Source organism: Thauera mechernichensis (genome assembly GCF_029588855.1).
Taxonomy (GTDB): domain Bacteria; phylum Pseudomonadota; class Gammaproteobacteria; order Burkholderiales; family Rhodocyclaceae; genus Thauera; species Thauera mechernichensis.
The window spans coordinates 120,303-143,968 of the sequence record NZ_JARQZE010000006.1; the positions used below are offsets into that span (position 1 = coordinate 120,303).

The 23,666-nt window shown below is 65.3% G+C and carries 21 protein-coding genes; 11 read left to right on the forward strand and 10 right to left on the reverse strand.

The genetic code is table 11. The annotated features are described in order from the left end of the window. Nucleotides 1-145: 145 nt before the first annotated feature. From speE to rpmH, 8 genes are all read right to left on the reverse strand, one after another. Complete coding sequence (gene speE / locus P7F68_RS10870) at nucleotides 146-1,030, reverse strand: polyamine aminopropyltransferase (protein WP_277833062.1); 885 nt, start codon at nucleotides 1,028-1,030, stop codon at nucleotides 146-148. Beyond that, on the reverse strand, nucleotides 1,027-1,419 hold the full coding sequence (locus tag P7F68_RS10875) for an S-adenosylmethionine decarboxylase family protein (RefSeq protein ID WP_002926163.1): 393 nt from the start codon (nucleotides 1,417-1,419) through the stop codon (nucleotides 1,027-1,029). Before P7F68_RS10875 ends, speE begins: the two co-directional genes overlap by 4 nt. A 161-nt stretch (nucleotides 1,420-1,580) precedes the next feature. Then, the gene (locus P7F68_RS10880) at nucleotides 1,581-2,351 is read right to left on the reverse strand and encodes a sulfite exporter TauE/SafE family protein (RefSeq protein ID WP_277833065.1); all 771 of its coding nucleotides are present in this window, start codon (nucleotides 2,349-2,351) and stop codon (nucleotides 1,581-1,583) included. Nucleotides 2,352-2,416: 65 nt separating this feature from the next. Then, nucleotides 2,417-3,769 (reverse strand): tRNA uridine-5-carboxymethylaminomethyl(34) synthesis GTPase MnmE, encoded by a 1,353-nt coding sequence (gene mnmE, locus P7F68_RS10885; protein ID WP_277833067.1) that lies wholly within the window; start codon nucleotides 3,767-3,769, stop codon nucleotides 2,417-2,419. Further along, nucleotides 3,741-5,402: a membrane protein insertase YidC gene (gene yidC / locus P7F68_RS10890; protein ID WP_277833069.1), complete on the reverse strand. Its 1,662-nt coding sequence runs from the start codon at nucleotides 5,400-5,402 to the stop codon at nucleotides 3,741-3,743. Before yidC ends, mnmE begins: the two co-directional genes overlap by 29 nt. Nucleotides 5,403-5,422: 20 nt before the next feature. Further along, nucleotides 5,423-5,632: a membrane protein insertion efficiency factor YidD gene (yidD, locus tag P7F68_RS10895; RefSeq protein WP_002926168.1), complete on the reverse strand. Its 210-nt coding sequence runs from the start codon at nucleotides 5,630-5,632 to the stop codon at nucleotides 5,423-5,425. Beyond that, on the reverse strand, nucleotides 5,629-6,054 hold the full coding sequence (gene rnpA / locus P7F68_RS10900; protein ID WP_422126330.1) for a ribonuclease P protein component: 426 nt from the start codon (nucleotides 6,052-6,054) through the stop codon (nucleotides 5,629-5,631). The genes yidD and rnpA overlap by 4 nt, the downstream gene beginning before the upstream one ends. Continuing rightward, entirely contained in the window at nucleotides 5,993-6,127 is a 135-nt protein-coding gene (gene rpmH, locus P7F68_RS10905; protein WP_002926183.1) for a 50S ribosomal protein L34, read from the reverse strand. Before rpmH ends, rnpA begins: the two co-directional genes overlap by 62 nt. 286 nt (nucleotides 6,128-6,413) lie before the next feature. Here rpmH and dnaA point away from each other — a divergent pair, with 286 nt between their 5' ends. From dnaA to P7F68_RS10955, 10 genes are all read left to right on the forward strand, one after another. Beyond that, a complete protein-coding gene (gene dnaA, locus P7F68_RS10910) occupies nucleotides 6,414-7,913 on the forward strand; it encodes a chromosomal replication initiator protein DnaA (protein ID WP_277833075.1) in 1,500 nt (499 codons plus the stop codon). A gap of 47 nt (nucleotides 7,914-7,960) precedes the next feature. Then, nucleotides 7,961-9,082 (forward strand): DNA polymerase III subunit beta, encoded by a 1,122-nt coding sequence (dnaN, locus tag P7F68_RS10915; protein ID WP_002936065.1) that lies wholly within the window; start codon nucleotides 7,961-7,963, stop codon nucleotides 9,080-9,082. Nucleotides 9,083-9,249: 167 nt separating this feature from the next. After that, the gene (gene gyrB / locus P7F68_RS10920) at nucleotides 9,250-11,745 is read left to right on the forward strand and encodes a DNA topoisomerase (ATP-hydrolyzing) subunit B (RefSeq protein ID WP_002926188.1); all 2,496 of its coding nucleotides are present in this window, start codon (nucleotides 9,250-9,252) and stop codon (nucleotides 11,743-11,745) included. Nucleotides 11,746-11,880: 135 nt separating this feature from the next. Next, a complete protein-coding gene (locus P7F68_RS10925; protein WP_232433225.1) occupies nucleotides 11,881-12,060 on the forward strand; it encodes a DUF3375 family protein in 180 nt (59 codons plus the stop codon). Nucleotides 12,061-12,257: 197 nt separating this feature from the next. Beyond that, the gene (locus tag P7F68_RS10930) at nucleotides 12,258-13,421 is read left to right on the forward strand and encodes a beta-propeller fold lactonase family protein (protein ID WP_277833080.1); all 1,164 of its coding nucleotides are present in this window, start codon (nucleotides 12,258-12,260) and stop codon (nucleotides 13,419-13,421) included. Nucleotides 13,422-13,583: 162 nt separating this feature from the next. Next, a complete protein-coding gene (locus P7F68_RS10935; RefSeq protein WP_277833081.1) occupies nucleotides 13,584-14,090 on the forward strand; it encodes a nuclease-related domain-containing protein in 507 nt (168 codons plus the stop codon). A 464-nt stretch (nucleotides 14,091-14,554) separates the two neighbouring features. Further along, nucleotides 14,555-15,187 carry an RluA family pseudouridine synthase gene (locus tag P7F68_RS10940; protein ID WP_277833099.1) on the forward strand — a complete coding sequence of 211 codons (633 nt, stop codon included), beginning with the start codon at nucleotides 14,555-14,557 and terminating at the stop codon, nucleotides 15,185-15,187. Between the two features lie 41 nt (nucleotides 15,188-15,228). Continuing rightward, entirely contained in the window at nucleotides 15,229-15,759 is a 531-nt protein-coding gene (locus tag P7F68_RS10945) for a M48 metallopeptidase family protein (protein WP_277833101.1), read from the forward strand. 135 nt (nucleotides 15,760-15,894) lie between these two features. Beyond that, nucleotides 15,895-16,752 (forward strand): methylated-DNA--[protein]-cysteine S-methyltransferase, encoded by an 858-nt coding sequence (locus tag P7F68_RS10950; RefSeq protein WP_002936091.1) that lies wholly within the window; start codon nucleotides 15,895-15,897, stop codon nucleotides 16,750-16,752. A gap of 229 nt (nucleotides 16,753-16,981) precedes the next feature. Continuing rightward, nucleotides 16,982-19,138: a TonB-dependent receptor domain-containing protein gene (locus P7F68_RS10955; RefSeq protein WP_002936098.1), complete on the forward strand. Its 2,157-nt coding sequence runs from the start codon at nucleotides 16,982-16,984 to the stop codon at nucleotides 19,136-19,138. Between the two features lie 138 nt (nucleotides 19,139-19,276). Here the strand turns inward: P7F68_RS10955 and P7F68_RS10960 are convergent, their stop codons facing one another. After that, nucleotides 19,277-20,137, reverse strand: coding sequence for a THxN family PEP-CTERM protein (locus P7F68_RS10960; RefSeq protein WP_002936099.1), 861 nt, complete (start codon nucleotides 20,135-20,137; stop codon nucleotides 19,277-19,279). 299 nt (nucleotides 20,138-20,436) lie between these two features. Here P7F68_RS10960 and P7F68_RS10965 point away from each other — a divergent pair, with 299 nt between their 5' ends. Continuing rightward, on the forward strand, nucleotides 20,437-21,705 hold the full coding sequence (locus tag P7F68_RS10965; protein WP_002936101.1) for an OprD family porin: 1,269 nt from the start codon (nucleotides 20,437-20,439) through the stop codon (nucleotides 21,703-21,705). A gap of 111 nt (nucleotides 21,706-21,816) precedes the next feature. Here P7F68_RS10965 and gpmI read toward each other — a convergent pair whose 3' ends face one another. Beyond that, the gene (gene gpmI, locus P7F68_RS10970) at nucleotides 21,817-23,484 is read right to left on the reverse strand and encodes a 2,3-bisphosphoglycerate-independent phosphoglycerate mutase (RefSeq protein WP_002926231.1); all 1,668 of its coding nucleotides are present in this window, start codon (nucleotides 23,482-23,484) and stop codon (nucleotides 21,817-21,819) included. Nucleotides 23,485-23,666: the final 182 nt, after the last annotated feature.

A 23,666-nucleotide genomic window follows, 5' to 3' on the forward strand; every position in this document is an offset into this window, starting at 1 on the left:
GGTGGTCCGAACGGCGGCGGAAGCGTCTTGAGGCGATCTGCGATTGCGCGCGCCCGGCGCGGAGGAGCGCGAAGGGCGCTGGTTTCCGGACGGAGAGGTCACGATCTGGAATACGGGAGTGGACGCGGGACACGCGCCCCATGGCTCAGGCCAGCAAGGCGCGCAGGTGATTGGGCAGGGCAAACTGGGCCCGATAGACAGCCCCGTTCAGATGCTGGAGCCGCCTGATGCCGCGCGTGGCAATCACGCGCTCGACCTCTTCCTCGCTCAAGCTCAGCGGATCGAGGGTATCGGAGGCACAGGCCAGGCCCCACAGGCTGCCGTAAAGCGGAATGTACAGGAAATAGGGGCGCACGCAGGCAAACACGGCACGCAGACGCTCGATCAACAGGCGCACCCGCTCCGGCTGGAAGACCGGCGTGCCGATATGCAAGCTCAGGGCACCGCCGGGCGTGAGCAGCTCACGACAGGCGCGGAAGAAGGCCTCGGAATAGAGCGCCTCGGCAGGACCGACCGGATCCGTCAGATCGAGCACCACGATGTCGTAGCGATCGCCGGCTGCAGGCGCGTCCTCGAGCACGTACTTCATGCCGTCGCCAATACGGATATCGACACGCGGATCGTCCAGGGCGCCGTGGTGAACGGCCTGGAGATGGCGACGGGAGATGTCGATCACCTTGGCGTCGAGTTCGGCAATCACAACCTTCTCGATCGACGGGTACTTGAGCAATTCTTCTGCCGAGCCGCCGTCCCCGCCACCGATGACGAGGGCTCGACGCAAGCCCGCGTGAGCGAGCCCCGGCACATGGATTAGGTTCTCGTGGTAGTAGAACTCATCGCGCTCCGAAGTCATGAAGCAGCCATCGAGGCGGAACAGGCGCCCAAACCGGGGCGTGTCCCAGACTTCGTAGGACTGCCATTCCGAATGGCCTCGCTCGAGCAGCCGGCCTGCCTTCAGAAAATAGCCGGCGTCGTCGCACAGAAACTCAGGAATGAGCTCCGGCGGCCACCCTTCCACATGCACGCTCACGAGGTGACACCCTGCTCGAGACGACCGCGGACCACCTCGTGGCTGACGATTTCCTCAGGCGCGAGCGCATCGATCACGGCAGCGAACACCTGACGAGCGCGACCGCTGTTGTCACGCGAAAAATTGCACACGTAAACGTCGAGTGTCACATCGCCAGTTTCCGGCCAGGTATGGATGGCAAGGTGCGACTCCGCGAGCACGACGGTACCGGTCACCCCGGCAGCGTCGCCCTGCTCGTCCAGAAACTGATAGAAGTAGGCGCCCAGCGGTGTCAGACCCGCATTACGGCAGCCTTCCACGCACAAGGCCTCAAGCTCGGCGCGTTCGGTCAGCAATCCAGCAGAAGATCTGCAGCGGTAGATGTCAGCGATGAGATGCAGTCCGTTCATGTCCTCGGTCTTGTTGTACAGGTGACTGAAGCTGAGGATTTTATCATGCGGGGCTAAGGTAATATTTTTGCAAATATTCCCAGCGCTCTGGCGTGCCCTCGCCGACCCCGCCCCTGGCAGGCTCAGGGGGCACGCATGTTCCACGTGAAACACAGCGCGGCTCAGCGCAGGAAGGTGTCGTAGGCCAGGCGTGCGATCAGCACCGTGACCACGGCCAGGAACATCTTCCTCACGAATGCGACGCCGTGCTTCAGGGCCATACGCGACCCAAGCAAGGCCCCCGCAAGGTTGCACACCGCCATCACTGCGGCCAGTTTCCACAGCAGCTCGACATTCCCCACGAAGAAGGAGATCGCCGCTGCATTGGTGGCGACATTGAGAATCTTTGCGGTAACGGATGCCCGCAGAAAATCCATGCCCAGGAAGCGGATGAACAGAAAGATCAGAAAGCTCCCCGTTCCAGGGCCAAAGAAGCCGTCGTAGAAGCCGATCACAGCGCCAATCGTCGCCGCAAGCAGCGCCGAACGGGCACCATGAGCAGGCTCCGCCGAGACCGCACCAAGATCCTTGCGGATGAAGGTATAGGCGGCTACGGCGACGAGCAGCACGAGGATGAGCGGGCGCAGGATCGCCGGATCCAGGTAGGCAACCGCCTTGGCGCCGTACCATGACCCGACCAACGCGGCGGCAGCGCCAGGCAGCGCGACCCGCCAGGGTATGCTCACGCGGCGCCCGTACTGGATCGCAGCGCTTGTCGTACCGACGATGCTGGCAAGTTTGTTGGTGCCGAACAGGGTTGCCGGCGCCGCGTTGGGCAGCGCCGTGAACAGCGCAGGCAGCTGAATCAGCCCGCCGCCACCCACGACGGAATCCACGAATCCGGCGAACAATGCGGCAAGCCCCAGGGCCAGGAAGAGGAACTCGATTTCCATCGGGACGTTTCACGTGAAACATCCGCAGCGGCTCGTACCGATGCGGACGGGCAATCCGGGGAACCCTACTTGCCGATACAGAAGCGCGAGAAGATCTCGCCCAGCAGATCATCTGCGCCGAACTCGCCCGTGATCTCGCCCAGGCGTTCCTGCGCAAGGCGCAGCTCTTCCGCAAACAACTCGAGCGCTGCGAGCTGCTCACCCGCCGCGCACACGTGCCCGAGCGCCATGCGCAAGGCCTGGAGGTGCCGCTCGCGCGCGAGCACGACATCCTCTCCATGCGCGTGCCAGCCCGCGACCCGAAGCAACTCGGCGCGCAGCAGATCGACGCCCTCGCCCGTTCGCGCCGAAACGCGGACCGTGACCTGCCCCGCCTGCTCTTCACGGCCAGCAGCCGCCGACACCAGGTCGATCTTGTTGACCACCGTGATGCGCTCAACCCCGCCAGGCAAGCGGCCAGCGAGCTCATCGTCTCCAGTCGCCGACACGCTGGCATCGACAAGACGCACGATCACGTCCGCACGCTCGATCTCCCGCCAGGTACGCTCGATGCCCAGACGCTCGACCGTATCGGCCGTGTCACGCAAGCCTGCAGTGTCGATGACGTGGAGCGGGATACCCTCAATCTGAATGGTCTCGCGCAGCGCATCACGGGTCGTGCCGGCGATGTCGGTGACAATCGCACGCTCCTCACCCGCGAGCTGGTTCAGCAGGCTCGACTTGCCGACGTTCGGTGCACCGACGAGCACGACATTCAGCCCGCTGCGCAGCAATGCGCCCTGCCCCGCACGATCGAGCAGCGCTTCGAGCTCGCCACGAATACCCTCGAGCCGCGGCATTGCGCGCGCACGCTCGAGAAACTCGATCTCTTCCTCGGGAAAATCCAGCGTCGCCTCGACCAGCATGCGCAGATCGACCAGACGATCGACGATACGATGCACTTCTTCCGAGAAGCGCCCGGACAGCGAGCGGACCGCAGAACGCGCCGCCGCCGCAGTCGACGCCTCGATCAGGTCCGCCACCCCCTCCGCTTGGGCGAGGTCCAGCTTGCCGTTGAGGAAGGCCCTGCGGGTGAACTCCCCCGGCTCGGCAAGACGTGCGCCCAGCCCCAGGCAGCGCTCAAGCAGCAGCTGCATGACCACCGGGCCACCATGGCCCTGCAGTTCGAGGACGTCCTCGCCAGTGAACGAGGCCGGAGCGGGGAAGTAGAGCAGGATACCCTCGTCGATCGGCCGACCTTCGCCATCGACAAAGCGGGAAAACTGCGCCAGCCGGGGTTGCGGCTGGCGACCGCACAAGGCCTGCGCAAACCCCAGCAGGCCGGAGCCCGAGACACGAACGACGCCGATGCCACCGCAGCCCGGCGCCGTCGCGACCGCGGCGATGGTGTCAGGCGCTCTTGGCGGCTGCCTTTCCACTCTCGATCATCCGCGTGATCTGCCACTGCTGGGCGATCGACAACAGGTTGTTCACAACCCAGTACAGCACCAGGCCGGACGGGAACCACATGAACATGAAGGTGAAGATGATCGGCATCGCCATCATCACCTTAGCCTGGATCGGGTCCGGCGGCGTCGGGTTGAGCTTCATCTGGACCAGCATGGACGCGCCCATGATGATCGGCAGGATGAAGTACGGATCCTTCGACGACAGATCGGTGATCCAGCCCAGCCAGGGTGCGTGCCGCATCTCGACGCTGCCCAGCAACACCCAGTAGAGCGCGATGAACACCGGGATCTGAACCAGGATCGGCAGGCAACCGCCAAGCGGGTTGATCTTCTCGGTGCGGTAGAGATTCATCATCTCCTGCTGCATCTTGGCCTTGTCGTTGCCGTACAGCTCCTTCATGCGCTGCAGGCGCGGACCGAGCACGCGCATCTTCGCCATCGACTTGTAGCTCGCTGCCGACAGCGGGAAGAACACCAGCTTGATCGCCACCGTGACCAGGATGATCGCCCAGCCCCAGTTGCCGGTCAGGCTATGGAACCACGACAGCACCCAGAACAGCGGCGCCGCGATCACCGTCAGCCAGCCGTAGTCCACCACCAGGTCGAGCCCGGGGGCGATGCTCTCGAGCTTGTCCTGCTCCTGCGGCCCGGAATACAGACGCGAACCGATCGTCGCCGTGGCGCCCGGCTCGATGCTGGCCACCGGTACGATGAGGCCCGCCGAGTACAGACCACCACCGATCGAACGCGCGAAGTACTCGCGCTGCACACCCTGCTCGGGCAACCAGGCGCTGACGAAGTAATGCTGCACCATCGCCACCCAGCCATCGGCAGTGGCCGCCGGCAACTTGGCCTTGCCGCTGGCGATGTCGTCGAAGTCCACCTTCTGGAACTTGCCGAGGTCGGTGTAGAAAGCCGGCCCGGTGAAGGTATGCACACCAAAGGCCTCGACCTGCTCGGCCGGATTGCCGTCGCGGGTGAGCTGGAAATACGCATGCGGCGAGATCGGCTGGCCACTCTCGTTGACGATCTCGTAGGCCACATCGATCAGGTAGCTGCCGCGATGGAAGGTCATCACCTTGGTGACCTGCACGCCGTTCTGCTCGGGCGCGCGCAGTCGCAGCTCGACGCGGTCTTCGCCATCCTTGAGCACCAGTTCGCTCGCAGGCAGCTCGAACATCGTGCGATGGTTGGGCAGGCCGTCACCGATCAGGCCTGCCTGCGCTGCGTACTGGTGGCGCGAGCCATCGTCGAGCAGCACGAAGCTGTCTTCGCTCTTCGCGCTCGCGCGATGCTGCTTGAGCTCGAGGCGAACGATGGCACCACCCTGCGCGGAGACCTGCGCACGCAGCAAGTCGGTCTCGACCACCGTGCGGGCAACCGCCGCCGCGGCAGCCGTAGCCTGCTGCTCGCCAGGCACAGCCGCCTGCCCGACACCGAGGTTTGCCGAGGGCGTCGGCACCGAACCGTCCGTCGGCGCGGCCACGCCTGCGGCGGCCTGCTGCACCGTGGGTGCGGGCTGGTTATGCTTGATCCAGCCATCCCACAGCATGACGAGGGCGAAGGAGAAAACCAGGAAGAGGAGTAGGCGGCGTTGATCCATCGGAATCGGTCTGTCTCAGGTCAGGGAACGGGATCATACCCGCCCGGATTGAAGGGGTGACAGCGTCCCACCCGCCGTGCGGCCAGCCAGCCGCCGCGCAGCGCGCCGTGACGCTGGATCGCCTCGATCGCGTACTCGGAACAAGTGGGATGAAAACGGCAATTGCGCCCCAGCATCGGGCTGATCGCGTAGCGGTAGAAGCGCAGCAGGGCGATCATCAGGGTCTTCATTGCCGGGGCAGCCTTTGCAGCAGAGCGAGCAGGTCAAGGTTCAGTTCCGCACGGGTGGCCTTGGCCACCGGCGCATGCAGCCTGACGACGAGATCCGTCGCAGGCAGACCTTCACGATGACGCCTGAAGGTTTCGCGCGCAATACGCTTGACCAGGTTGCGCACATTCGCACGCTTGGCCAGCTTCTTGGCGACCACCACGCCGAGGCGGGCCGTGTCGAGCTCGTTGGGCCGGTAGTGGAGCATATAGAAGCGGCCGCGCAACGCCCGCCGAAAAGCAAAAACGGATGAATACTCATCCGTTTTGTGCAATCTGTGAGCGCTGCGGAAACCCTGGTCAGCGCCCGTGGGCAACGTCACCTCAGACGGCGAGGCGATGACGGCCCTTGGCACGACGTGCGCGGATGACCGCACGGCCGCCACGGGTCTTCATGCGGACCAGGAAGCCGTGGGTGCGCTTGCGACGGACGACGGAGGGCTGATAAGTGCGTTTCATGATCGGACTGCCAGTGTTAGGTCAAACGCGAGAGTTAAATGGATAATCCCATGTTTGTCAATAAGAATTTTTGACCCAGCCTGTGGATAAGTCGCTCTTGCGGGTTTAGAATACAGCTCTTCGCGTGCCTCCGGGTAGCCTCAGCACCCGGCCCCAACAATGCCGCCGCAAGAGCGCAAGCTGGCACGACACCCCGCCCACGCCGCCTTCCGGCACCGCAAACCCGCGGTACGGTACCGGTATTTTCGTCTTCAACTGCAAGCTCGCCATTACCCATCGCGCCTCCGTGACTCAAGATCTCTGGTCCTTCTGCCTGTTGCGCCTTGAACAGGAGCTGCCCCAGCAGCAATTCAACACCTGGATCAAGACCCTGCGGGCCGAACTTGGTGACGGCAGCGCATGGACGCTGATTGCGCCCAACCGCTTCGTGCTTCAGTGGGTGCGCGAGCGCTACCTGCGCCGCATCCAAGAGCTGGGCGAAGAGCATGCGGGGGTCCCGGTCCAGATCGAACTCCAGCTCCCGCCGGCAGGCAGCGCCCCGGCCAAGCGCAGCCCGTCGACAAGCCCCGCACCCAGCGTCGCAACGCCTCCGGCCGGCGCTAGCCAGGCCAGCGCGGACACCACGGCAAGCACGCCAGCAGCCGAACCGGCGCCCATCGACAATACGGCGTCCGACACCGCAACGGCCGTGCGCCGCCGCAGCGTCGCGAACGCGACCGGCACCCGCGACACCGAGCCCGCCAGCGGCCTCGAACTGGCCTACGACAAGACCCGGCTCAACCCGGACTTCACCTTCGACACCCTGGTCACCGGCCGCGCCAACGACCTCGCCCGCGCCGCCGCCATGCAGGTGTCGCAGAACCCGGGCACGTCCTACAACCCGCTGTTTGTTTACGGCGGCGTCGGCCTCGGCAAGACCCACCTCGTACACGCCATCGGCAACGCGGTGTTCCGTCACAACCCGCGCGCGGTCATCCGCTACGTGCACGTCGAGGACTACTACGCCGACGTGGTGCGCGCCTATCAGCAGAAGAGCTTCGACGCCTTCAAGCGCTACTACCGCTCGCTCGACATGCTGATCATCGACGACATCCAGTTCTTCAACAACAAGAACCGGACTCAGGAAGAGTTCTTCCACGCCTTCAACGCCCTCACCGAAGCGCGCAAGCAGATCGTCATCACCTGCGACACCTACCCCAAGGACATCCAGGGCCTGGAAGACCGCCTCATTTCCCGCTTCGACTGGGGTCTGACCGTGCAGATCGAGCCGCCCGAGCTGGAGATGCGCGTCGCCATCCTCAAGAAAAAGGCCGAGGCGCTGCGCGTGCTGGTCGACGACGACGTCGCCTTCCTGATCGCCAAGAACCTGCGCTCGAACGTGCGCGAGCTCGAGGGCGCACTCAACAAGGTGGTCGCCTACGCCCGCTTCCACGGCCGCCAGATCGGCCTGGAGGTCGCCAAGGAGGCGCTCAAGGACCTGCTGCACGCGCACAACCGTCAGTTGTCGATCGAGCACATCCAGAAGACCGTCGCCGACTACTACAAGATCAAGGTCGCCGACATGCACTCCAAGAAGCGCACGCGCGTGATCGCACGCCCGCGCCAGGTGGCGATGTGGCTGGCCAAGGAGCTCACGCCGATGTCGCTGCCGGCCATCGGCGAAGCCTTCGGCGGCCGCGACCACACCACCGTGCTGCACGCCTGCCGCACCATCACCGAGCTTCGCCTCGGCGACGCTCAGCTCAACCACGACGTTCACGTGCTCACCCAGGTCCTGCGGGGCTGAGCACACACCCGACACCTCCGATCAACCCAACGACCTGATCTGACGCCATGCTCCTGCTCACCACCACCCGCGATGCGCTCCTGGCCCCGCTGCAGTCGGTTGCCGGCATCGTCGAAAAGCGCCACACGCTGCCGATCCTGTCCAACGTGCTGATCGAGAAGCATGGCGACCAGCTCACCATGCTCGCCACCGACATCGAGATCCAGATCCGCACCACCACCGGCGGCCACATCGGCGGCGAAGACGCCGCCATCACCGTCGGCGCACGCAAGCTGCAGGACATCCTGCGCGCCCTGCCCGACTCGGCCGAGATCAGCCTCACGCTCGACGACAAACGCCTCACGGTAAAGGCCGGGCGCAGCCGCTTCCAGCTGCAGACCCTGCCCGCCGCCGACTACCCCAGCCTCAACCCGCCCACCGACGCCACCGCGCGCCTGTCGATCAGCCAGCGCGCCTTCAAGCGCCAGCTCGCCCAGGTCTCGTACGCCATGGCGCAGCAGGACATCCGCTACTACCTCAACGGCCTGCTCATCATTGCCGACGGCGGCGAACTACGCATGGTTGCCACCGACGGCCACCGTCTCGCCTACGCCGCGTCCGACCTCGACGCGCCGCTCGGTTCTGAACACGCGCAGCGCTACGAAGCCATCCTGCCGCGCAAGACCGTGCTCGAACTCGCCCGCCAGCTCGCCGACAACGACGACCCGCTCGAAATCGTGCTCGCCGGCAACCAGGCCGTCTTCCGCTTCGGCCCCATCGAACTCGTCACCAAGCTCATCGACGGCAAGTTCCCCGACTACGAGCGCGTCATCCCGCAGGCCCACCCCAAGCTCATCAGCTTCGCCCGCCAGCCCCTGCTCGGCGCCCTGCAGCGTGCAGCCATCCTCACCAACGAGAAGTTCCGCGGCGTGCGCATGGTGCTCGAAGACGGCATCCTCAAGATCGTCTCCACCAACGCCGAGCAGGAAGAGGCCATGGACGAACTCGAGATCGACTACCAGGGTGACAAGCTCGACATCGGCTTCAACGTCACCTACCTGCTCGACGTGCTCAACAACCTCTCGTCCGAGACCGTGGACTGGCGCTTCAACGACGGCAACTCCAGCGCCCTGATCACCCTCCCGGGCAACGACAAGTTCAAGTACGTCGTAATGCCGATGCGCATCTGACCCCCTTGTAGGAGCGGCGCCAGCCGCGAGCCTTTGTGCGCCAGGCCCAGACAACCCACGGACCACCGCAGCAAGCTCGCAGCCCGCGCCGCCCCTACAGGCACCCGCAACACCTTGCGCCACGCTCCACCGCAGCACCCCGTTCTTTACGAATCACCGAGATGACCATGTCCGAACCGCAAAACATGCCGGCCCCGCAAGCGGGCAACGACTACGACGAATCCAGCATCCAGCAGCTCGAAGGGCTGGAGGCCGTGCGCAAGCGCCCCGGCATGTACATCGGCGACACCTCCGACGGCACCGGCCTGCACCACATGGTGTTCGAAGTCGTCGACAACTCCATCGACGAGGCCCTGGCCGGCCACTGCGACGACATCGTCATCACCATCCACGCCGACAACTCGATCTCGGTCACCGACAACGGCCGCGGCATCCCGGTCGGCGTCAAGATGGACGACAAGCACGAACCCAAGCGCAGCGCGGCCGAGATCGTCATGTGCGTGCTGCACGCCGGCGGCAAGTTCAACCAGAACAGCTACAAGGTGTCCGGCGGCCTGCACGGCGTGGGCGTGTCCTGCGTCAACGCGCTGTCGAAGTGGATGCACGTCACCGTGGCGCGCGACGGCAAGCGGCACCTGCTCGAATTCGAGCGCGGCAAGCCGCAGAACCGCGTCATCGAGCTCGTCGACGGCGTCGAGGTCAGCCCGGCGCGCGTCATCGGCGAGACCACCAAGCGCGGCACCAAGGTGCACTACCTCGCCGACGACGAGATCTTCGGCACCGTCGAGTACCACTACGACATCCTCGCCAAGCGCCTGCGCGAGCTCTCCTTCCTCAACAACGGCGTCAAGATCCGCCTCATCGACCAGCGCACCGGCAAGGAAGAGGACTTCGCCTTCGCCGGCGGCGTGAAGGGCTTCGTCGAGTACATCAACCGCGCCAAGACGGTGCTGCACCCCAACGTCTTCTACGCCACCGGCACCACCCGCATCCCCACCGGCCAGGGCCACGAAGCCGAACTCTCGGTCGAAGTCGCCATGCAGTGGAACGACAGCTACCAGGAACAGGTGCTGTGCTACACCAACAACATCCCGCAGGCCGACGGCGGCACCCACCTCACCGGCCTGCGCGCGGCGATGACGCGCGTCATCAACAAGTACATCGAAGAAAACGAGATCGCCAAGAAGGCCAAGGTCGACATCACCGGTGACGACATGCGCGAAGGCCTGGCCTGCGTGCTGTCGGTCAAGATGCCCGACCCCAAGTTCGCCAGCCAGACCAAGATGAAGCTGGTGTCGTCGGAAGCCCGCCCGGCGGTGGAAGAAGTCGTCGCCAGCAAGCTCGGCGACTTCCTGCTCGAAAACCCGATCGACGCCAAGACCATCTGCAACAAGATCGTCGAGGCCGCGCGCGCGCGCGACGCCGCCCGCAAGGCGCGCGAGATGACGCGCCGCAAGGGCGTGCTCGACGGCGTCGGCCTGCCCGGCAAGCTCGCCGATTGCCAGGAGAAGGACCCCGCGCTGTGCGAGCTCTACCTCGTCGAGGGCGACTCCGCAGGCGGTTCGGCCAAGCAAGGCCGCGATCGCAAGTTCCAGGCCATCCTGCCGCTCAAGGGCAAGATCCTCAACGTCGAAAAGGCGCGCTTCGACAAGCTGCTGCAGAGCCAGGAGATCGCCACCCTGATCACCGCGCTCGGCACCAGCATCGGCAAGGACGACTACAAGCCCGAGAAGCTGCGCTACCACCGCATCATCCTGATGACCGACGCCGACGTCGACGGCGCCCACATCCGCACCCTGCTGCTCACCTTCTTCTACCGCCAGATGCCCGAGCTGGTCGAGCGCGGCCACATCTACATCGCCCAGCCGCCGCTGTACAAGATCAAGCACGGCAAGAGCGAGATGTACATCAAGGACGACAACGAGCTGTCGAACCACCTGCTGCGCCTCGCCCTCGACGGCGCGGTGCTCGTACCGCGTGAAGGTGCGGAAGCCATCGGCGACGAGGCCCTCGGTGGCCTGGCACGCACCTACCTGCTCGCCGAAGCCGTCACCCGCCGCCTGGCCAGCTACATCGACCCCGAAGTGCTGCAGGTCATGCTGGCGCACGACATCGAGGTCAGCCTCGACGACGAGGCCGCCGCCCGCGCCTCGGCCGAACGCATCCAGCCCCACCTGCCCGAAGGCCTGCAGATCTACGCCGAGTACCACGACGAATCCGAAGCCTGGCGTCTCACCATCGAGCGCCTGCACCACGGCAACCGCAAATTCGGCTGGGTCGAGCACGACTTCCTGGTCTCCGGCGACTACCGCGCCATCCGCAACGCCGCCGAAGCCATCAGCGGCCTCATCGGCCCCGGCGCCGAGATCCGCCGCGGCGAAAAGCGCCAGACCGTCAGCCGCTTCGCCGACGCCATCAAGTGGATGCTCGCCGACGTCGAGCGCGGCATCAGCAAGCAGCGCTACAAGGGCCTGGGCGAGATGAACCCCGAGCAGCTGTGGGAAACCACCATGGACCCCGCCGTGCGCCGCCTGCTGCGCGTGCAGATCGACGACGCCATCGCCGCCGACGAGATCTTCACCACGCTGATGGGGGATAACGTGGAGCCGCGGAGGGCGTTCATCGAGGGTAATGCGCTGTATGCGCAGAATATTGATGTGTGATTTCAAGCTACATGTCGGGCACTGCACGTGAGCTGATCCGCAATCCGGCGACCGAGGCCTTCTTCGGCCCGGTCAGCTATTGGGAAACGATCGTCAAGATCAGCATCGGCAAGTAGCGCCCGTCCCAAGCCGACGATCGACTACCTAAGCGACTGGGCCGCGGCCAATAGAGGCTGGCGGTGCAAGTACTACAAGCCCGACACCGACGAGGCCCAGTTCGCCCCCACACCGGCCACCGAGAAAGCGCTCGCCGGGCTAGCGTGGCTGAGGGAGCGCCAGCTCGTCGGCGCCAGACGCCCGTTTGCGGCAGGATGAACTATCCTGATTCCATACCATGACGTTGGCGAGGCGGCATGGCGCATGTCGCACTGCCGCCTGCCGCGGGCAACCGGGAGGGAATAGCGATGACGCCGTCTATTGGAACCCAGCTTCAATCGTTCTCGCGACGCACATGCAGCCGCATCCAGCCTAGGCCATGGGAAACGGCGGCCCGAACGCTGGCGCTGGTCGTAATGGCCCTGCTGAGCATCGGCAGCGCCCAAGCGGACACGGCGCGAACCGCTGAAGCAGGCCCTGCAAGCGAACCGACGCGGCCCCTCGCCTACGTGGCGCTGCGCAATGCAGCAGCGGTACTCGCGCTCGACATCGACAGCGGCGAAACCGTAGCGCGCATCCCAGTCGGGCCTCTGCCGCTGGGGACCACAGCAAGCCGGGACGGAACGCGGGTGGCCGTGGTGACGCGTGAACGCACGGCAGTCGAGCTGATCGACACCCGCACGCAGACAGTAATCGGCCAGTGGCTCTTTCGCGATCTGCTGCGCACGGCTTACGAGGCCAAGCTGAGCACCGCCGGCCTGTCCGACCCGACCGAAGGGCAGATTGTCTCGGTACTGTCGCGCTACACCATCGGCTCGGTGATCCTGTCGGGCCGGGGTGACACGCTGTTCGTGATCGGCAGGGAGGGCACCATCCTGCGCTTCGACGTCGACAGCGGCAAGGCGGACATGTTCGGCTTCCAGCTCGGGATCTCACCGGAGTTCCAGGCCCTGTTCGGACCGAGCCTGCACATCTTCGATGCGGTCGGCAGACTGTCTGCCGACGACCGGCGACTGTTCGTTCCGGATGCGAACCGCAACGGCATGATGATCCTGGATGCAGAGAAACTCGAGGTCATCGGCGAACTGCCCGGGCTGATATACGGTAACTTCGACCTCGCCCGGGACGACAGCCTGCTCGCCATGCTCGCCTTCCACTTCGACGTGGCCGACCTGTCCGCCTTCACCGTTCGTCGTGTCGGCCGGGCCGATTACAACCCGACCCACGGCGGCTTCGCCGGCGCAACCTCCTCGGCCCACTGGCCGGTCGCCCTTTCCCCGGACGCGCACATTCTTTACGCGCCCCGGAACGACGCGCTGGGCCGGGGAAGCGCAACCAAGCCCACCATGGTTGTCGCGCTCGACACTCGCAGCGGCAAGCGGCTCGCAATGCGCCACATCGGCGATCAGCCCACCGACGGCCTGGCGGTGTCGCCCGACGGCCGTCGCGTAGTGGTCGTGGCGCCGGCGAGCAATGCCGTGCATGTCCTCGATGCGCAGAGCCTTGCGCCGATCAGGGTGATCGAGGTGGGGCCGACACCGCAGGCGGGGGTGCACTTCGTCGTCAGTGCGGGCAAGTAGTCCATCGCCATCTCGAGCGCCGGAGCAACCTGCGTCTGATTCGCCCCATGAATGCGACCCCCGTCACGGCGGCTTTCGGCTCAAGCGCTTAGCATTCCCATTTAGCCCAACTGGACCCCCTCGTCATTCTCGCATTAGAGGACGGCGACGTTCGACTCGATCATGATCCTGAAAGAAGCCGACCCCAAGGACTCTCAGCTCACCGCGCTGGAAACCTACCTCGCTGCCCCAGGCGTTCCAGAAGCGACCCGGCAACAGATAGAACGCGAGTTGAAGATTCTCCGCGCCGGCATCAAGGGCGAGCGCGAATCCGCCTACGACATCGATTTCTACAGCGGCGCGAGCAAGAACCGCATCGTCATCCACGACCTGCGCATCGAGCACAACGGCCGCGTCGCCCAGATTGACCATCTCATTCTCAACCGCCTGCTCGAAGTCTATGTGCTCGAGACCAAGCACTTCAGCGAAGGCGTGTCGATCAACGAGCAAGGCGAATTCTCGATCTGGTTTGCGGGCAAGCCGCGCGGCATCCCATCACCGCTCGAGCAGAACGAGCGCCACATCGCAGTACTTCAGGACGTCTTCAAGACACTCGAAATGCCCACCCGCCTCGGCTTCCGGCTGCAGCAGAGACCACGGGCGACACGTCCGCAAGCACCAGCAAGCTGACCACCTCCAAGCTCGCCAAGGCGCTTAACCTGAAGACACCTGAGCTGACCGAGCGCCTGGTCGCCCGCGGCCTGCTGGAGCTACGTGACGGCAAGACCTACATAACCGCAGAAGGCAAGGCAGCGGGTGGCGAGTTCCGCATCAGCCAGAAGTTCGGCCCCTACTTCCTGTGGCCAGAGAATCTGGCTGTGTGACAAAGCGCACTATCGCATGTAGTTGATCACGCCACCGGTTTCGGATCATCGCGCAGCCGTCCTGGAGCGCTCCCCGGGACTATCGCATGAGAGTGATCATGAGTTTGAAGGAGAAGTGCGCGAACGCCTTCGGAAGGCTCGCGGCTTGCGCCGCTCCTACAGCAGGCCGCGGCGTGCCTCGCCCATGGGAGGAGCGCCAGCCGCGCGCTTTCCGCGCCGGGTCGCCTGCTTCACCATGCAATCCCCCGTCCTGCGATGAGCCCGGTCGCCATGCCCACCGTCCTCCACCTCGACGATGACCTCCTCGTCGTCGACAAACCTGCCGGCCTGCTCTCCGTCCCCGCCCGTGGCGCGGACCGCCAGGACTGCCTGGCCGCCCGCATCCAGGCACTTCACGCGGACGCGCTGATCGTGCATCGCCTGGACGCCCCCACCTCGGGGCTGGTGCTGTTTGCACGCGGGCTGGAAATGCTGCGCCGGATGAGCCTCGCCTTCGAGCAACGTACCGTGGGCAAGCAGTACGTGGGGGTGGTGCACGGGCACCTCGCACTGGATGAGGGCGAGATCGACCTACCGCTCGGCGAGGACGCCGCCAACCGTCCGCGCCAGATCGTCGACCACCTGCACGGCCGGCGCGCGCTTACCCGCTACCGGGTGCTGGCACGCATGGGGGAGGGCGCCGAGGCATGCACGCGCGTGGCGCTCAAGCCAGTGACCGGCCGCGCCCACCAGTTGCGCGTCCATCTGCTCGCCCTCGGCCACCCCATCCTGGGCGATCCGCTCTACGCGCCGCCCGCCAGCGTCGCACGCTTCGTGCGCATGCACCTGCACGCCACCCGCATCGCCTTCATCCATCCGCGCACCCGGGTACCACTGCAGTTCGAAAGTCCGGTACCGTTCTGAGTCTGCCCGTGACACGGGATCGATCCACCCGCCCATCCCCCATGGCCACTCATCACAACCGCCGCGCACCCGCCTACCTCGCCGGCTACCCGCCCGCACTCGTGCATCAGGTGACGGCCCTGATCGAGCAGGGGCGCTTCGCCGACGCCATGCGCAAGCGCTACCCCGACGCCCACACCGTGCGCTCGGACAATGCGCTCTACGACTACGTGCAGGCGCTCAAGGCCGAGCACCTGCGCAGCGCGCCACCGCTCGGCAAGGTGCGCTTCGACAACAGCCTGCACGTCATCCACGGCGCGCTCGGCACCCACACCGCCATCTCGCGCGTGCAGGGTGCACGCCTGCAGGCCAAGCGCGAGATCCGCGTCGCCACGCTGTTCCGCGCCACGCCGGAGGCCTTCCTGCGCATGATCGTGGTCCATGAGCTGGCCCACCTGCGCGTGCGCGAGCACGACAAGGCCTTCTACCAGCTCTGCCAGCACATGGAGCCCGACTACCACCAGCACGAGTTCGACCTGCGCGCCTATCTCAGCTATCGCGATGCGGGTGGCGAGGCGCTGTGGGGGGCCTGAGCGCCGCACACGCTCCCGGCCTGCCGGTGTCCGCTCCGCAAGAATCGGGTTGCACCTGCCAGGCGCGTCGCCATACTCGGGGCCAGCCGGGCCAGGCGCGCTGCGCGCCTGGCAGCCACCCACCGGGAGGACACCATGGATGCACTCGACCACCACGCACGCCATTACGACACCGTGGCGCGGGCGATCGCCTACCTCCGCGCCCGCGTCAGCGATCAGCCCGGGCTGGACGAAGTCGCCGCCGCCGTACATCTCAGCCCCGCGCACCTGCAACGCGTGTTCACCGAATGGGCAGGCATCTCGCCCAAACGCTTCCTGCAGCACCTCACCAAGGAATACGCACGCACACGCCTGCGCCAAGCGCTGGACATCCTGTCCGTCAGCGCCGAGGCCGGGCTGGGCAGTCCGAGCCGGCTGCACGACCTGATGGTGAGCTGCGAGGCCATGACTCCGGGCGAGATCAAGACCGCCGCACGCGGCATCGACATCGGCCACGGCATCGCCCCTACGCCCTTCGGCGCCGCGCTGGTGGCGTGGACACCACGCGGCGTATGCCACTTCGCCTTCCGCACGACCGACGACGCAGCCCTGCTTGCCGGACTGCGGGCCCAATGGCCAGCCGCCAGCCTGCACCGAGACGACGAGGCCGCCAGGCGCCTGATGCACGAGATCTTCCCACAAGCGCCAAGCCGCGGCCGCGTGCATGTGGTGCTGCGCGGCACGAACTTCCAGATCAAGGTCTGGGAAGCGCTCATCCGCATCGAACCCGGCCACATCCTGTCCTACGGGCAGCTCGCACACGAAATCGGCATGCCACGCGCCGCACGCGCAGTCGGCACGGCGCTGGCGGCCAACACCATCGGCTACCTGATCCCCTGCCATCGCGTCATCCGCGACAGCGGCGAAACGGGCGAATACCGCTGGGGCAGCGAGCGCAAGCTGGCAATGCTCGGTCGCGAGGCGGGCAGCTGCGCGCGTGGGCACGGCGACTGAACGCTGACGAACACCGGGAGTGGCCATACCGCCTCATGCCTGGCATGCATGTAGTTGCAGGAATGCAACGCGCCCCATAAACACCAGTAATGCCAACCATTCTCATTGTTATACTCCGCAACATACACGTCGGTAGCCAGCCACCCGATCGTCGCACCCAAGTGCCACATCAACCGGGAAGCCAGCCAAGGCCTCAACAGCTTTTCAGCCAAGCCTCGGAGTCTTCCCAATGTCCATGCGCGCCCCTCGCCGCAGCCCTCGCCCCCCGCATCGGCTGCTCGCCAGCCTCATCCCCTTGACGCTCGCTGCCGGTCTTGCACCGGCCCACGCCAACGAAGCCACCCGCCTGGACACCATGGTCGTCACGGCGGGCGGCTATGAGCAGGACATCAAGGATGCGCCCGCGAGCATCACTGTCGTGACGCGGGCCGAACTCGAACAGCGTCAGATCACGAACCTTGCCGACGCCCTGCGCGGGATCGAGGGCGTCGACGTCGATGGCCTGGATGCGCGCAGCAACAAGACCGGGAATCGCAGCATCAGCCTGCGCGGACTGCCCGCCGAATACACCCTCATCCTGATCGATGGCCGGCGCCAGAACGTCCCCGGCACGGTCGCACCGAACGCCTTTGTTGACTCGGCCAGCGTCTTCTTCCCGCCGGTCGCAGCGATCGAACGAATCGAAGTGATCCGCGGCCCGATGTCCACGCTCTACGGTGCCGACGCCCTCGGCGGCGTGGTCAATATCATCACCCGCAAGCCGGGCAACGACTGGGCTGGCAGTGTCAGTGTCGACGCCACGCTGCAGGGCGACTCTGCCTTCGGTGACAAGTACGGACTGGAGGCTTACCTGTCCGGCCCGCTCAAGGCCGACATGCTGTCGATGCAGCTATACGGCCGCAAGTTCGAGCGTGAGGCCTCGGATATCCGCTTCCCGGGGCAGGACACCTCATCCGACCGTCAGCGCACCATGGGCCAGAACCCGGTGCGTGCCACGGTCAACACAGCCGGCGGCAAGCTGATCCTCAGCCCGAACAGCGCACACGAGCTCTACTTCGGATTCGACGTCACCCGTCAATCCCTCAACAACGACCGTGGCCAGATGGGTAGCATCCGCCCTGGCGACGGATATGCGCCGAAGCTCGGATTCAACCGCGAACAGCTTTACCTGGGGCATACGGGCCGACTCGACATCGGCCTCATCGAGACCTCCATCACCCGCAACACCACCGAGACCACCGGCCGCCGGATTCCGAACGCCGCTGCATCGGCCGCCTCGGGCCGGCGCAACACGCCGCGCACGCTGGAGTCCGAAACCACCGTCTTCGACACCAAACTCGTCACCGGCCTGGGCAATCATCTGCTGTCCGTCGGCGCCCAGTACATGGACGCCCGCCTGACCGACGGCATTCCCCAGACAACGTTCAAGAACACCCAATGGGGCATCTTCGCCGAGGACGAATGGTCCCTGCGTGACGACCTCGCACTTACGCTCGGCCTGCGCCACGACCGCCACGACGTGTTTGGTGGCCAGACCACACCGCGGGCCTACCTCACCTGGAAGGCGAACGACAGCTGGACGCTCAAGGGCGGCGTGGGGCGTGGCTACCGTGCTCCCTTCCTCGAACAGTTGCACGATGGCATCGTCGGATATGGCAACCAGGGCCAGGACCCGCTGTTCGGCAACCCCAACCTGCAGCCGGAAAAGAGCACCAACTACGAGCTCGCAGCGCTCTACGATGCCGGCCCGCTTACGGCCCAGATGACGGTGTTCCACACCGACCTGAAAAACAAGATCGAGCGCCCCACGGGTGCCGGCGCGAACGTCACCGCCAACGTGGGCGAAGCGCGCATCCAGGGGGTCGAGTTCAGCGCGCGCTGGCTGTTGACCCAGGCGCTGACCCTGTCGGGCAACTACACCTTCATCGACAGCGAGGTCACCACCTCGAATGTGTTCGGCATCAACAAGGGCGACCCCCTGTTCGGAGTACCGCGCCACAGCCTGAATGCGAAACTGGACTGGCAGGCTACGCCCAAGCTCAACGCCTTCCTCGCCGCCGAACACCGCAGCAAGCGCTTCCGTCCGGCAAACTTCCATGAGCCTCACCAGGGCGGCAACGCACAGCCGGTCGACAAGAGCTTCCTCGGCGACTTCGAGGGCTTCACCGTCTTCAACCTCGGTGGTGCCTATGCGCTCACGCCCAACGTGAAACTGAACGCAGTGGTCTACAACCTGCTCGACAAGGACTTCAACAAGTACAAAGGGCCCTACGACTTCTGCGGCAACGCGGCCTGCACCACGGTCGGCGGCCAAACGTACAGCAACATCTACAACAACATCTACGAACCACGCCGGCTCTGGTTGTCGGTGTCGGCGTCGTTCTGACGTAACGAATCGGGGGGCATGATTGCCCCCCGATTCGCTTGTCGGCCCGGGAGCCCCCGCGTCACACGGCGCAGAGCGCCAGTTCAGAACCTGCGCAAGCCCTCATCCCCTGACAAGACACGGCTCAAGCCAAACCCCTTAAACCCACCGGCGACGCAACAAGCCAAGCAGGCTGAGGCTGAGCCCGGCCAAGGCCAGAGAGCCCGGTTCGGGGATCTGCACCGGCGCGGTCGTGATCATCGCTGCGAACTGGACCCGCGTCGTCGCATCCTCCGGCGTCACGAAGCCCAGGCACGGACTGCCGGTGGGCAAGCTCTGAGCGTTGAACACATAGTCACAGGCCGTCTGCGGCAGCGGATTGAGACCGCTCGTCAGCTCGAAGAAGCTGATGAAGTACTGCTGATCGATGCCGTCGCCGGTGTCATAAGTGAACATGAAGTTCAGCGCGTCACGGTCGAGCACGAAGATGTCGCCGCAGCCGTTCAGGTTGACCCCGACGCCGTTCGCCCCACCGTCTGCACAGGGGTTGGCGCCATTGGGCGTTTCCTCGAAGTAGACATTGAAGGTCTGCGTCACCGACGGCAATCCCGGCCCTGCAGGCACCAGGGGCGTCAAGGTCAGCGTCGACGCGATTGCGAAGCGCTCCGGGCGCGGGCTACCGGCCACGATCGGGTTGTTCAAGTGCGACAGGAAGATGTTGCCCACGGCGGCACCGTTGGTGTCCACAGAGGTGACAGCCGGACTGTTGGTAATATCGACACCGCTCTGCGGCCCTGTGGAAGGGCTTGGGTCGCCCCAGCGCAGCTGATGGTCGGTAACCGTCGTCCCGGCATCACCGAAGCGCCAGACGATGGAACTCGCATCGAACTTTGCATCAACCGTCACCTCCCATTGCGTGACGATAGCTGCCTCCGCAAGCGGCGCGGACATCATCCCGACCGAGAAGCCGGCGATTGCCAGCGCGATCAGGTGTGGCTTGGTGGTTTTGCGCGTGCCCATGACGATCTCCGTTATCCGAGTACCCGATCAAAGTCAAGCATCAACCAGGCCAGATTTAATTTTTCTTTAATATTCATGTGCTTGACAAAATAACCGGGGGCTCTGGCAAACCCGACTGTAAAAATACTCGACAATCGAGCGCAGTCTCCCCATCGCGAGTGCTGCCTTCTGCCCGAACGACGACTGATGAACCCGGCTGCACCCGGGCCAAGTTAATGGGACAATCCGCGCCCCGGTCCGGGTGCACCACGCAGCAACGGGCCGTCCATCGGACACATCCAGCCTCGAGGAAAACAACAATGGCAAGACACTGGGCAGCATTCATCGCCCTCGGACTGGCGAGCGCGACCCCCGCTTTCGCCGCCGGGCAAGCCGATGCCAAGGGTTTCGTGGAAGACAGCACGCTCAACGTGCTGCTGCGCAACGCCTTCATCAACCGCGACTACCGCGACGGCAACCAGGACAAGCGCGAATGGGGGCAGGGCGTGATCGCCAACTTCGAGTCGGGTTTCACCCAGGGCACCGTGGGCGTGGGCGTGGACGCCTTCGCGGCCTACGGCCTGCGCCTGGACAGCACCCGCCGCCGCGCCGGCGCGGGTGGCATCGACTTCTTCAAGCAGGAAGACAGCACGGGCAAGCCCGCAAGCGACCTGGCCAAGGGCGGTGCGTCGCTCAAGCTGCGTGTGTCCAACACCGTGCTGGCCTACGGCGACCTGCGCCCCTCGCTGCCGGTGCTGAACCACGACGACTCGCGCCTTCTGCCGGAGAGCTACACCGGCACCCTGCTCACCTCGAGCGAGATCGACGGCCTCGAACTGGTCGCCGGCCGCTTCCATGCGCAGTCGCGCAAGAGCGATGAAGGCCGCGACAGCGGTGGGCTGAAAGGCATCGACGTGATCGGTGGCAGCTACCAGTTCAACGACGCGCTGAGCGCGGCGCTGTATTTCTCCGACGTCGACAACGTGGTGCGCGACAACAGCTTCAAGCGCCAGTACGTGAACCTGAACTACGCGCTGCCGATCGCCAGCAACACGCTGAGCTTCGACCTCAACGGCTATCGCACCAAGTACGACGTGTCCGGCGACAAGAACCGCATTTGGAGCCTGGCCGCAACCTACGAGACCGGCCCGCACGCCTTCACGCTCGCCTACCAGCGCAGCAGCGGCGACGTCGGCTTCGACTACGGCTGGTACCAGAAGGCCGGCGGCACCGGTAACGGCGGGGCCTCGATCTGGCTGGCGAACTCCTACTGGTCGGACTTCAACGGCAAGGACGAAAAATCCTGGCAACTCGCCTACGCGGTCGATTTCGGCCAGTACGGCATGCCCGGCCTCAAGTACCGCGTCGCCTACGTGCGTGGCAGCGACATCGACACCGACGTCACCACCCGCGGCAAGGAGCACGAGTTCTTCAACCAGATCTCGTACACCGTGCAGAACGGCGCCGCCAAGGACCTGAACATCCGCCTGCGCACCTCGGCGCTGCGCGTGTCGAGCGATGCCGCCGACTACAACGTCAGCGGCCGCGAAGTGCGGGTCTTCATCGACTACCCGTTCAACGCGTTCTGATCCGCCTGACGCGCATGGGGCAGGGCTTGCCCCGCCGCCCCATGCGCTGCGACCGGATCCGATGCGCTGTGCGCCTCGCTCAGGGGCGCACAGCGCACACCGCCCGGGCGCTCACTTCACCACGAGCAGGCTGTCGTCCCACTTCGGGTGCTTGTCCAGCCCAAGCAGGTTGGCCACGGTGGCGGCGATGTTCGACAGACCGGCGCCATCGGCCTGCTTCAGGCCCAGCCTGCCGCCGCTGACGTTGTCGTACAGGATCAGCGGCACCGGGTTGAGGGTGTGCGCGGTCTTGGCCTTGTAGCTGCCATCGGCGTTGCGCGCCGGCTCCTTGGTCTTCTTGTCGAGCTCGAACATCTCGTCGGCGTTGCCGTGGTCGGCGGTGATCAGCGCCACCCCGCCGGCAGCGTCGATCGCCGGCAGCAGGCGCGCCAGCGCCAGGTCGACCGCCTCGATCGACATCGTCGCGGCGCGGAAATTGCCCGTGTGGCCGACCATGTCGCCATTAGCGTAATTGCAGCGCATCACCGCATACTTGCCGGACTGGAGCGCAGCGATCATGGCATCGGTGATCTCGGCCGCCTTCATCCACGGCCGCTGCTCGAAGGGTACGACGTCGCTCGGCACCTCCTCCCAGGTCTCACCATCGAAACGCCCGGAGCGGTTGCCGTTCCAGAAATAGGTGACGTGGCCGAACTTCTGCGTTTCCGAGCACGCGAACTGCGCCAGGCCCATCTTGCTGAACCACTCGCTGGAGGTATCGGTGATCGCCGGCGGGGCGACCAGGAAACGCTTGGGCAGTTGCAGGTCGCCGTCGTACTGCAGCATGCCGGCGTAGGTCACCTTGGGCACGCGCACGCGATCAAAGGCGTCGAAGTCGTTCTCGACGAATGCGCGCGTGATCTCGATTGCGCGGTCGCCACGGAAATTGAACAGGACCACGGCATCGCCATCCTCGATGGTGCCGATCGGCTGACCGCAACCGTCACCGTCGAATTCGGCGATGACGAACTCGGGCAGGTCCTGGTCGATGGTGCCGGGGTGCTTGTCGCGCAAGGCCTTGACCGCCTCGGCCGCACTGGCGAACTTCGGCCCTTCGCCCAGCACGTGGGTCCGCCAGCCGCGCTCGACCATCGGCCAGTTGGCGTCGTAGCGGTCCATGGTGATGTACTGGCGGCCGCCGCCCGAGGCGATGCGGGCGTCGAAGCCGTCGCTGCTGATCCCGGCCAGGAAGGCCTCGAAGGGTTCGACGTAGTCCAGCGCGCTGGTTTCGGGCACGTCGCGGCCGTCGAGCAGGGCGTGGATGCGCACCGTGCGCACGCCATCGGCCTTGGCCTGCACCACCATCGCCCGCAGGTGGTCGATGTGGCTGTGCACATTGCCATCCGAGAACAGGCCGATGAAATGCAGCACGCCCGCCTTGCCCGCAGTGCCTGCCCTGGCTGCGGCCACCACCTCCTGCCACGCCTTGCCCTCCCAGATCGCGCCGCTGGCGATCGCGTTGGCGACCAGCGCCGCGCCCTGGGAATACACTTGGCCGGCACCAATGGCGTTGTGGCCCACCTCGGAGTTACCCATGTCCTCGTCCGACGGCATGCCGACCGCCGTACCGTGCGCACGCAGGGTGATGTTCGGATACTCGGCGAACAGGCGGTCGAGCGTCGGCTTGCGCGCGGCGTCGATCGCACTGCCCACATCGTGCCTGGGGATGCCATAGCCATCCATGACAATCACGACAACGGGGCCCTTGACGCCGGCGAAGGCGGGGAGTTTCTGCAGCATGGTCGCTTCCTGGGATCTGAAGATGTCGATGGCGGCAACCGGCGGCCTGCCCGGTGCCCATGTCCAAAGGGCGGAAGATAGCATCAACGCGGCGCTGCAACATCCCGCCCGTTGCAAGGCCACGCTCGAACCCCACGCAAAGGGATGCATCCCATTGCCGAGTGGCGTCGATCGAGACAAAA

What these genes read in the sequence shown, in the direction of transcription:
- P7F68_RS10955 (WP_002936098.1), top strand. Translation starts at nt 16,982, where the DNA reads ATGTCCATGCGCGCCCCTCGCCGCAGCCCTCGCCCCCCGCATCGGCTG.
- rpmH (WP_002926183.1), bottom strand. Translation starts at nt 6,127, where the DNA reads ATGAAACGCACTTATCAGCCCTCCGTCGTCCGTCGCAAGCGCACCCAC.
- dnaN (WP_002936065.1), top strand. Translation starts at nt 7,961, where the DNA reads ATGCTCCTGCTCACCACCACCCGCGATGCGCTCCTGGCCCCGCTGCAG.
- P7F68_RS10935 (WP_277833081.1), top strand. Translation starts at nt 13,584, where the DNA reads ATGATCCTGAAAGAAGCCGACCCCAAGGACTCTCAGCTCACCGCGCTG.
- yidC (WP_277833069.1), bottom strand. Translation starts at nt 5,402, where the DNA reads ATGGATCAACGCCGCCTACTCCTCTTCCTGGTTTTCTCCTTCGCCCTC.
- P7F68_RS10880 (WP_277833065.1), bottom strand. Translation starts at nt 2,351, where the DNA reads ATGGAAATCGAGTTCCTCTTCCTGGCCCTGGGGCTTGCCGCATTGTTC.
- P7F68_RS10875 (WP_002926163.1), bottom strand. Translation starts at nt 1,419, where the DNA reads ATGAACGGACTGCATCTCATCGCTGACATCTACCGCTGCAGATCTTCT.
- P7F68_RS10965 (WP_002936101.1), top strand. Translation starts at nt 20,437, where the DNA reads ATGGCAAGACACTGGGCAGCATTCATCGCCCTCGGACTGGCGAGCGCG.
- P7F68_RS10940 (WP_277833099.1), top strand. Translation starts at nt 14,555, where the DNA reads ATGCCCACCGTCCTCCACCTCGACGATGACCTCCTCGTCGTCGACAAA.
- P7F68_RS10945 (WP_277833101.1), top strand. Translation starts at nt 15,229, where the DNA reads ATGGCCACTCATCACAACCGCCGCGCACCCGCCTACCTCGCCGGCTAC.
- yidD (WP_002926168.1), bottom strand. Translation starts at nt 5,632, where the DNA reads ATGAAGACCCTGATGATCGCCCTGCTGCGCTTCTACCGCTACGCGATC.
- P7F68_RS10950 (WP_002936091.1), top strand. Translation starts at nt 15,895, where the DNA reads ATGGATGCACTCGACCACCACGCACGCCATTACGACACCGTGGCGCGG.
- P7F68_RS10930 (WP_277833080.1), top strand. Translation starts at nt 12,258, where the DNA reads ATGGCCCTGCTGAGCATCGGCAGCGCCCAAGCGGACACGGCGCGAACC.
- gpmI (WP_002926231.1), bottom strand. Translation starts at nt 23,484, where the DNA reads ATGCTGCAGAAACTCCCCGCCTTCGCCGGCGTCAAGGGCCCCGTTGTC.
- P7F68_RS10960 (WP_002936099.1), bottom strand. Translation starts at nt 20,137, where the DNA reads ATGGGCACGCGCAAAACCACCAAGCCACACCTGATCGCGCTGGCAATC.
- gyrB (WP_002926188.1), top strand. Translation starts at nt 9,250, where the DNA reads ATGTCCGAACCGCAAAACATGCCGGCCCCGCAAGCGGGCAACGACTAC.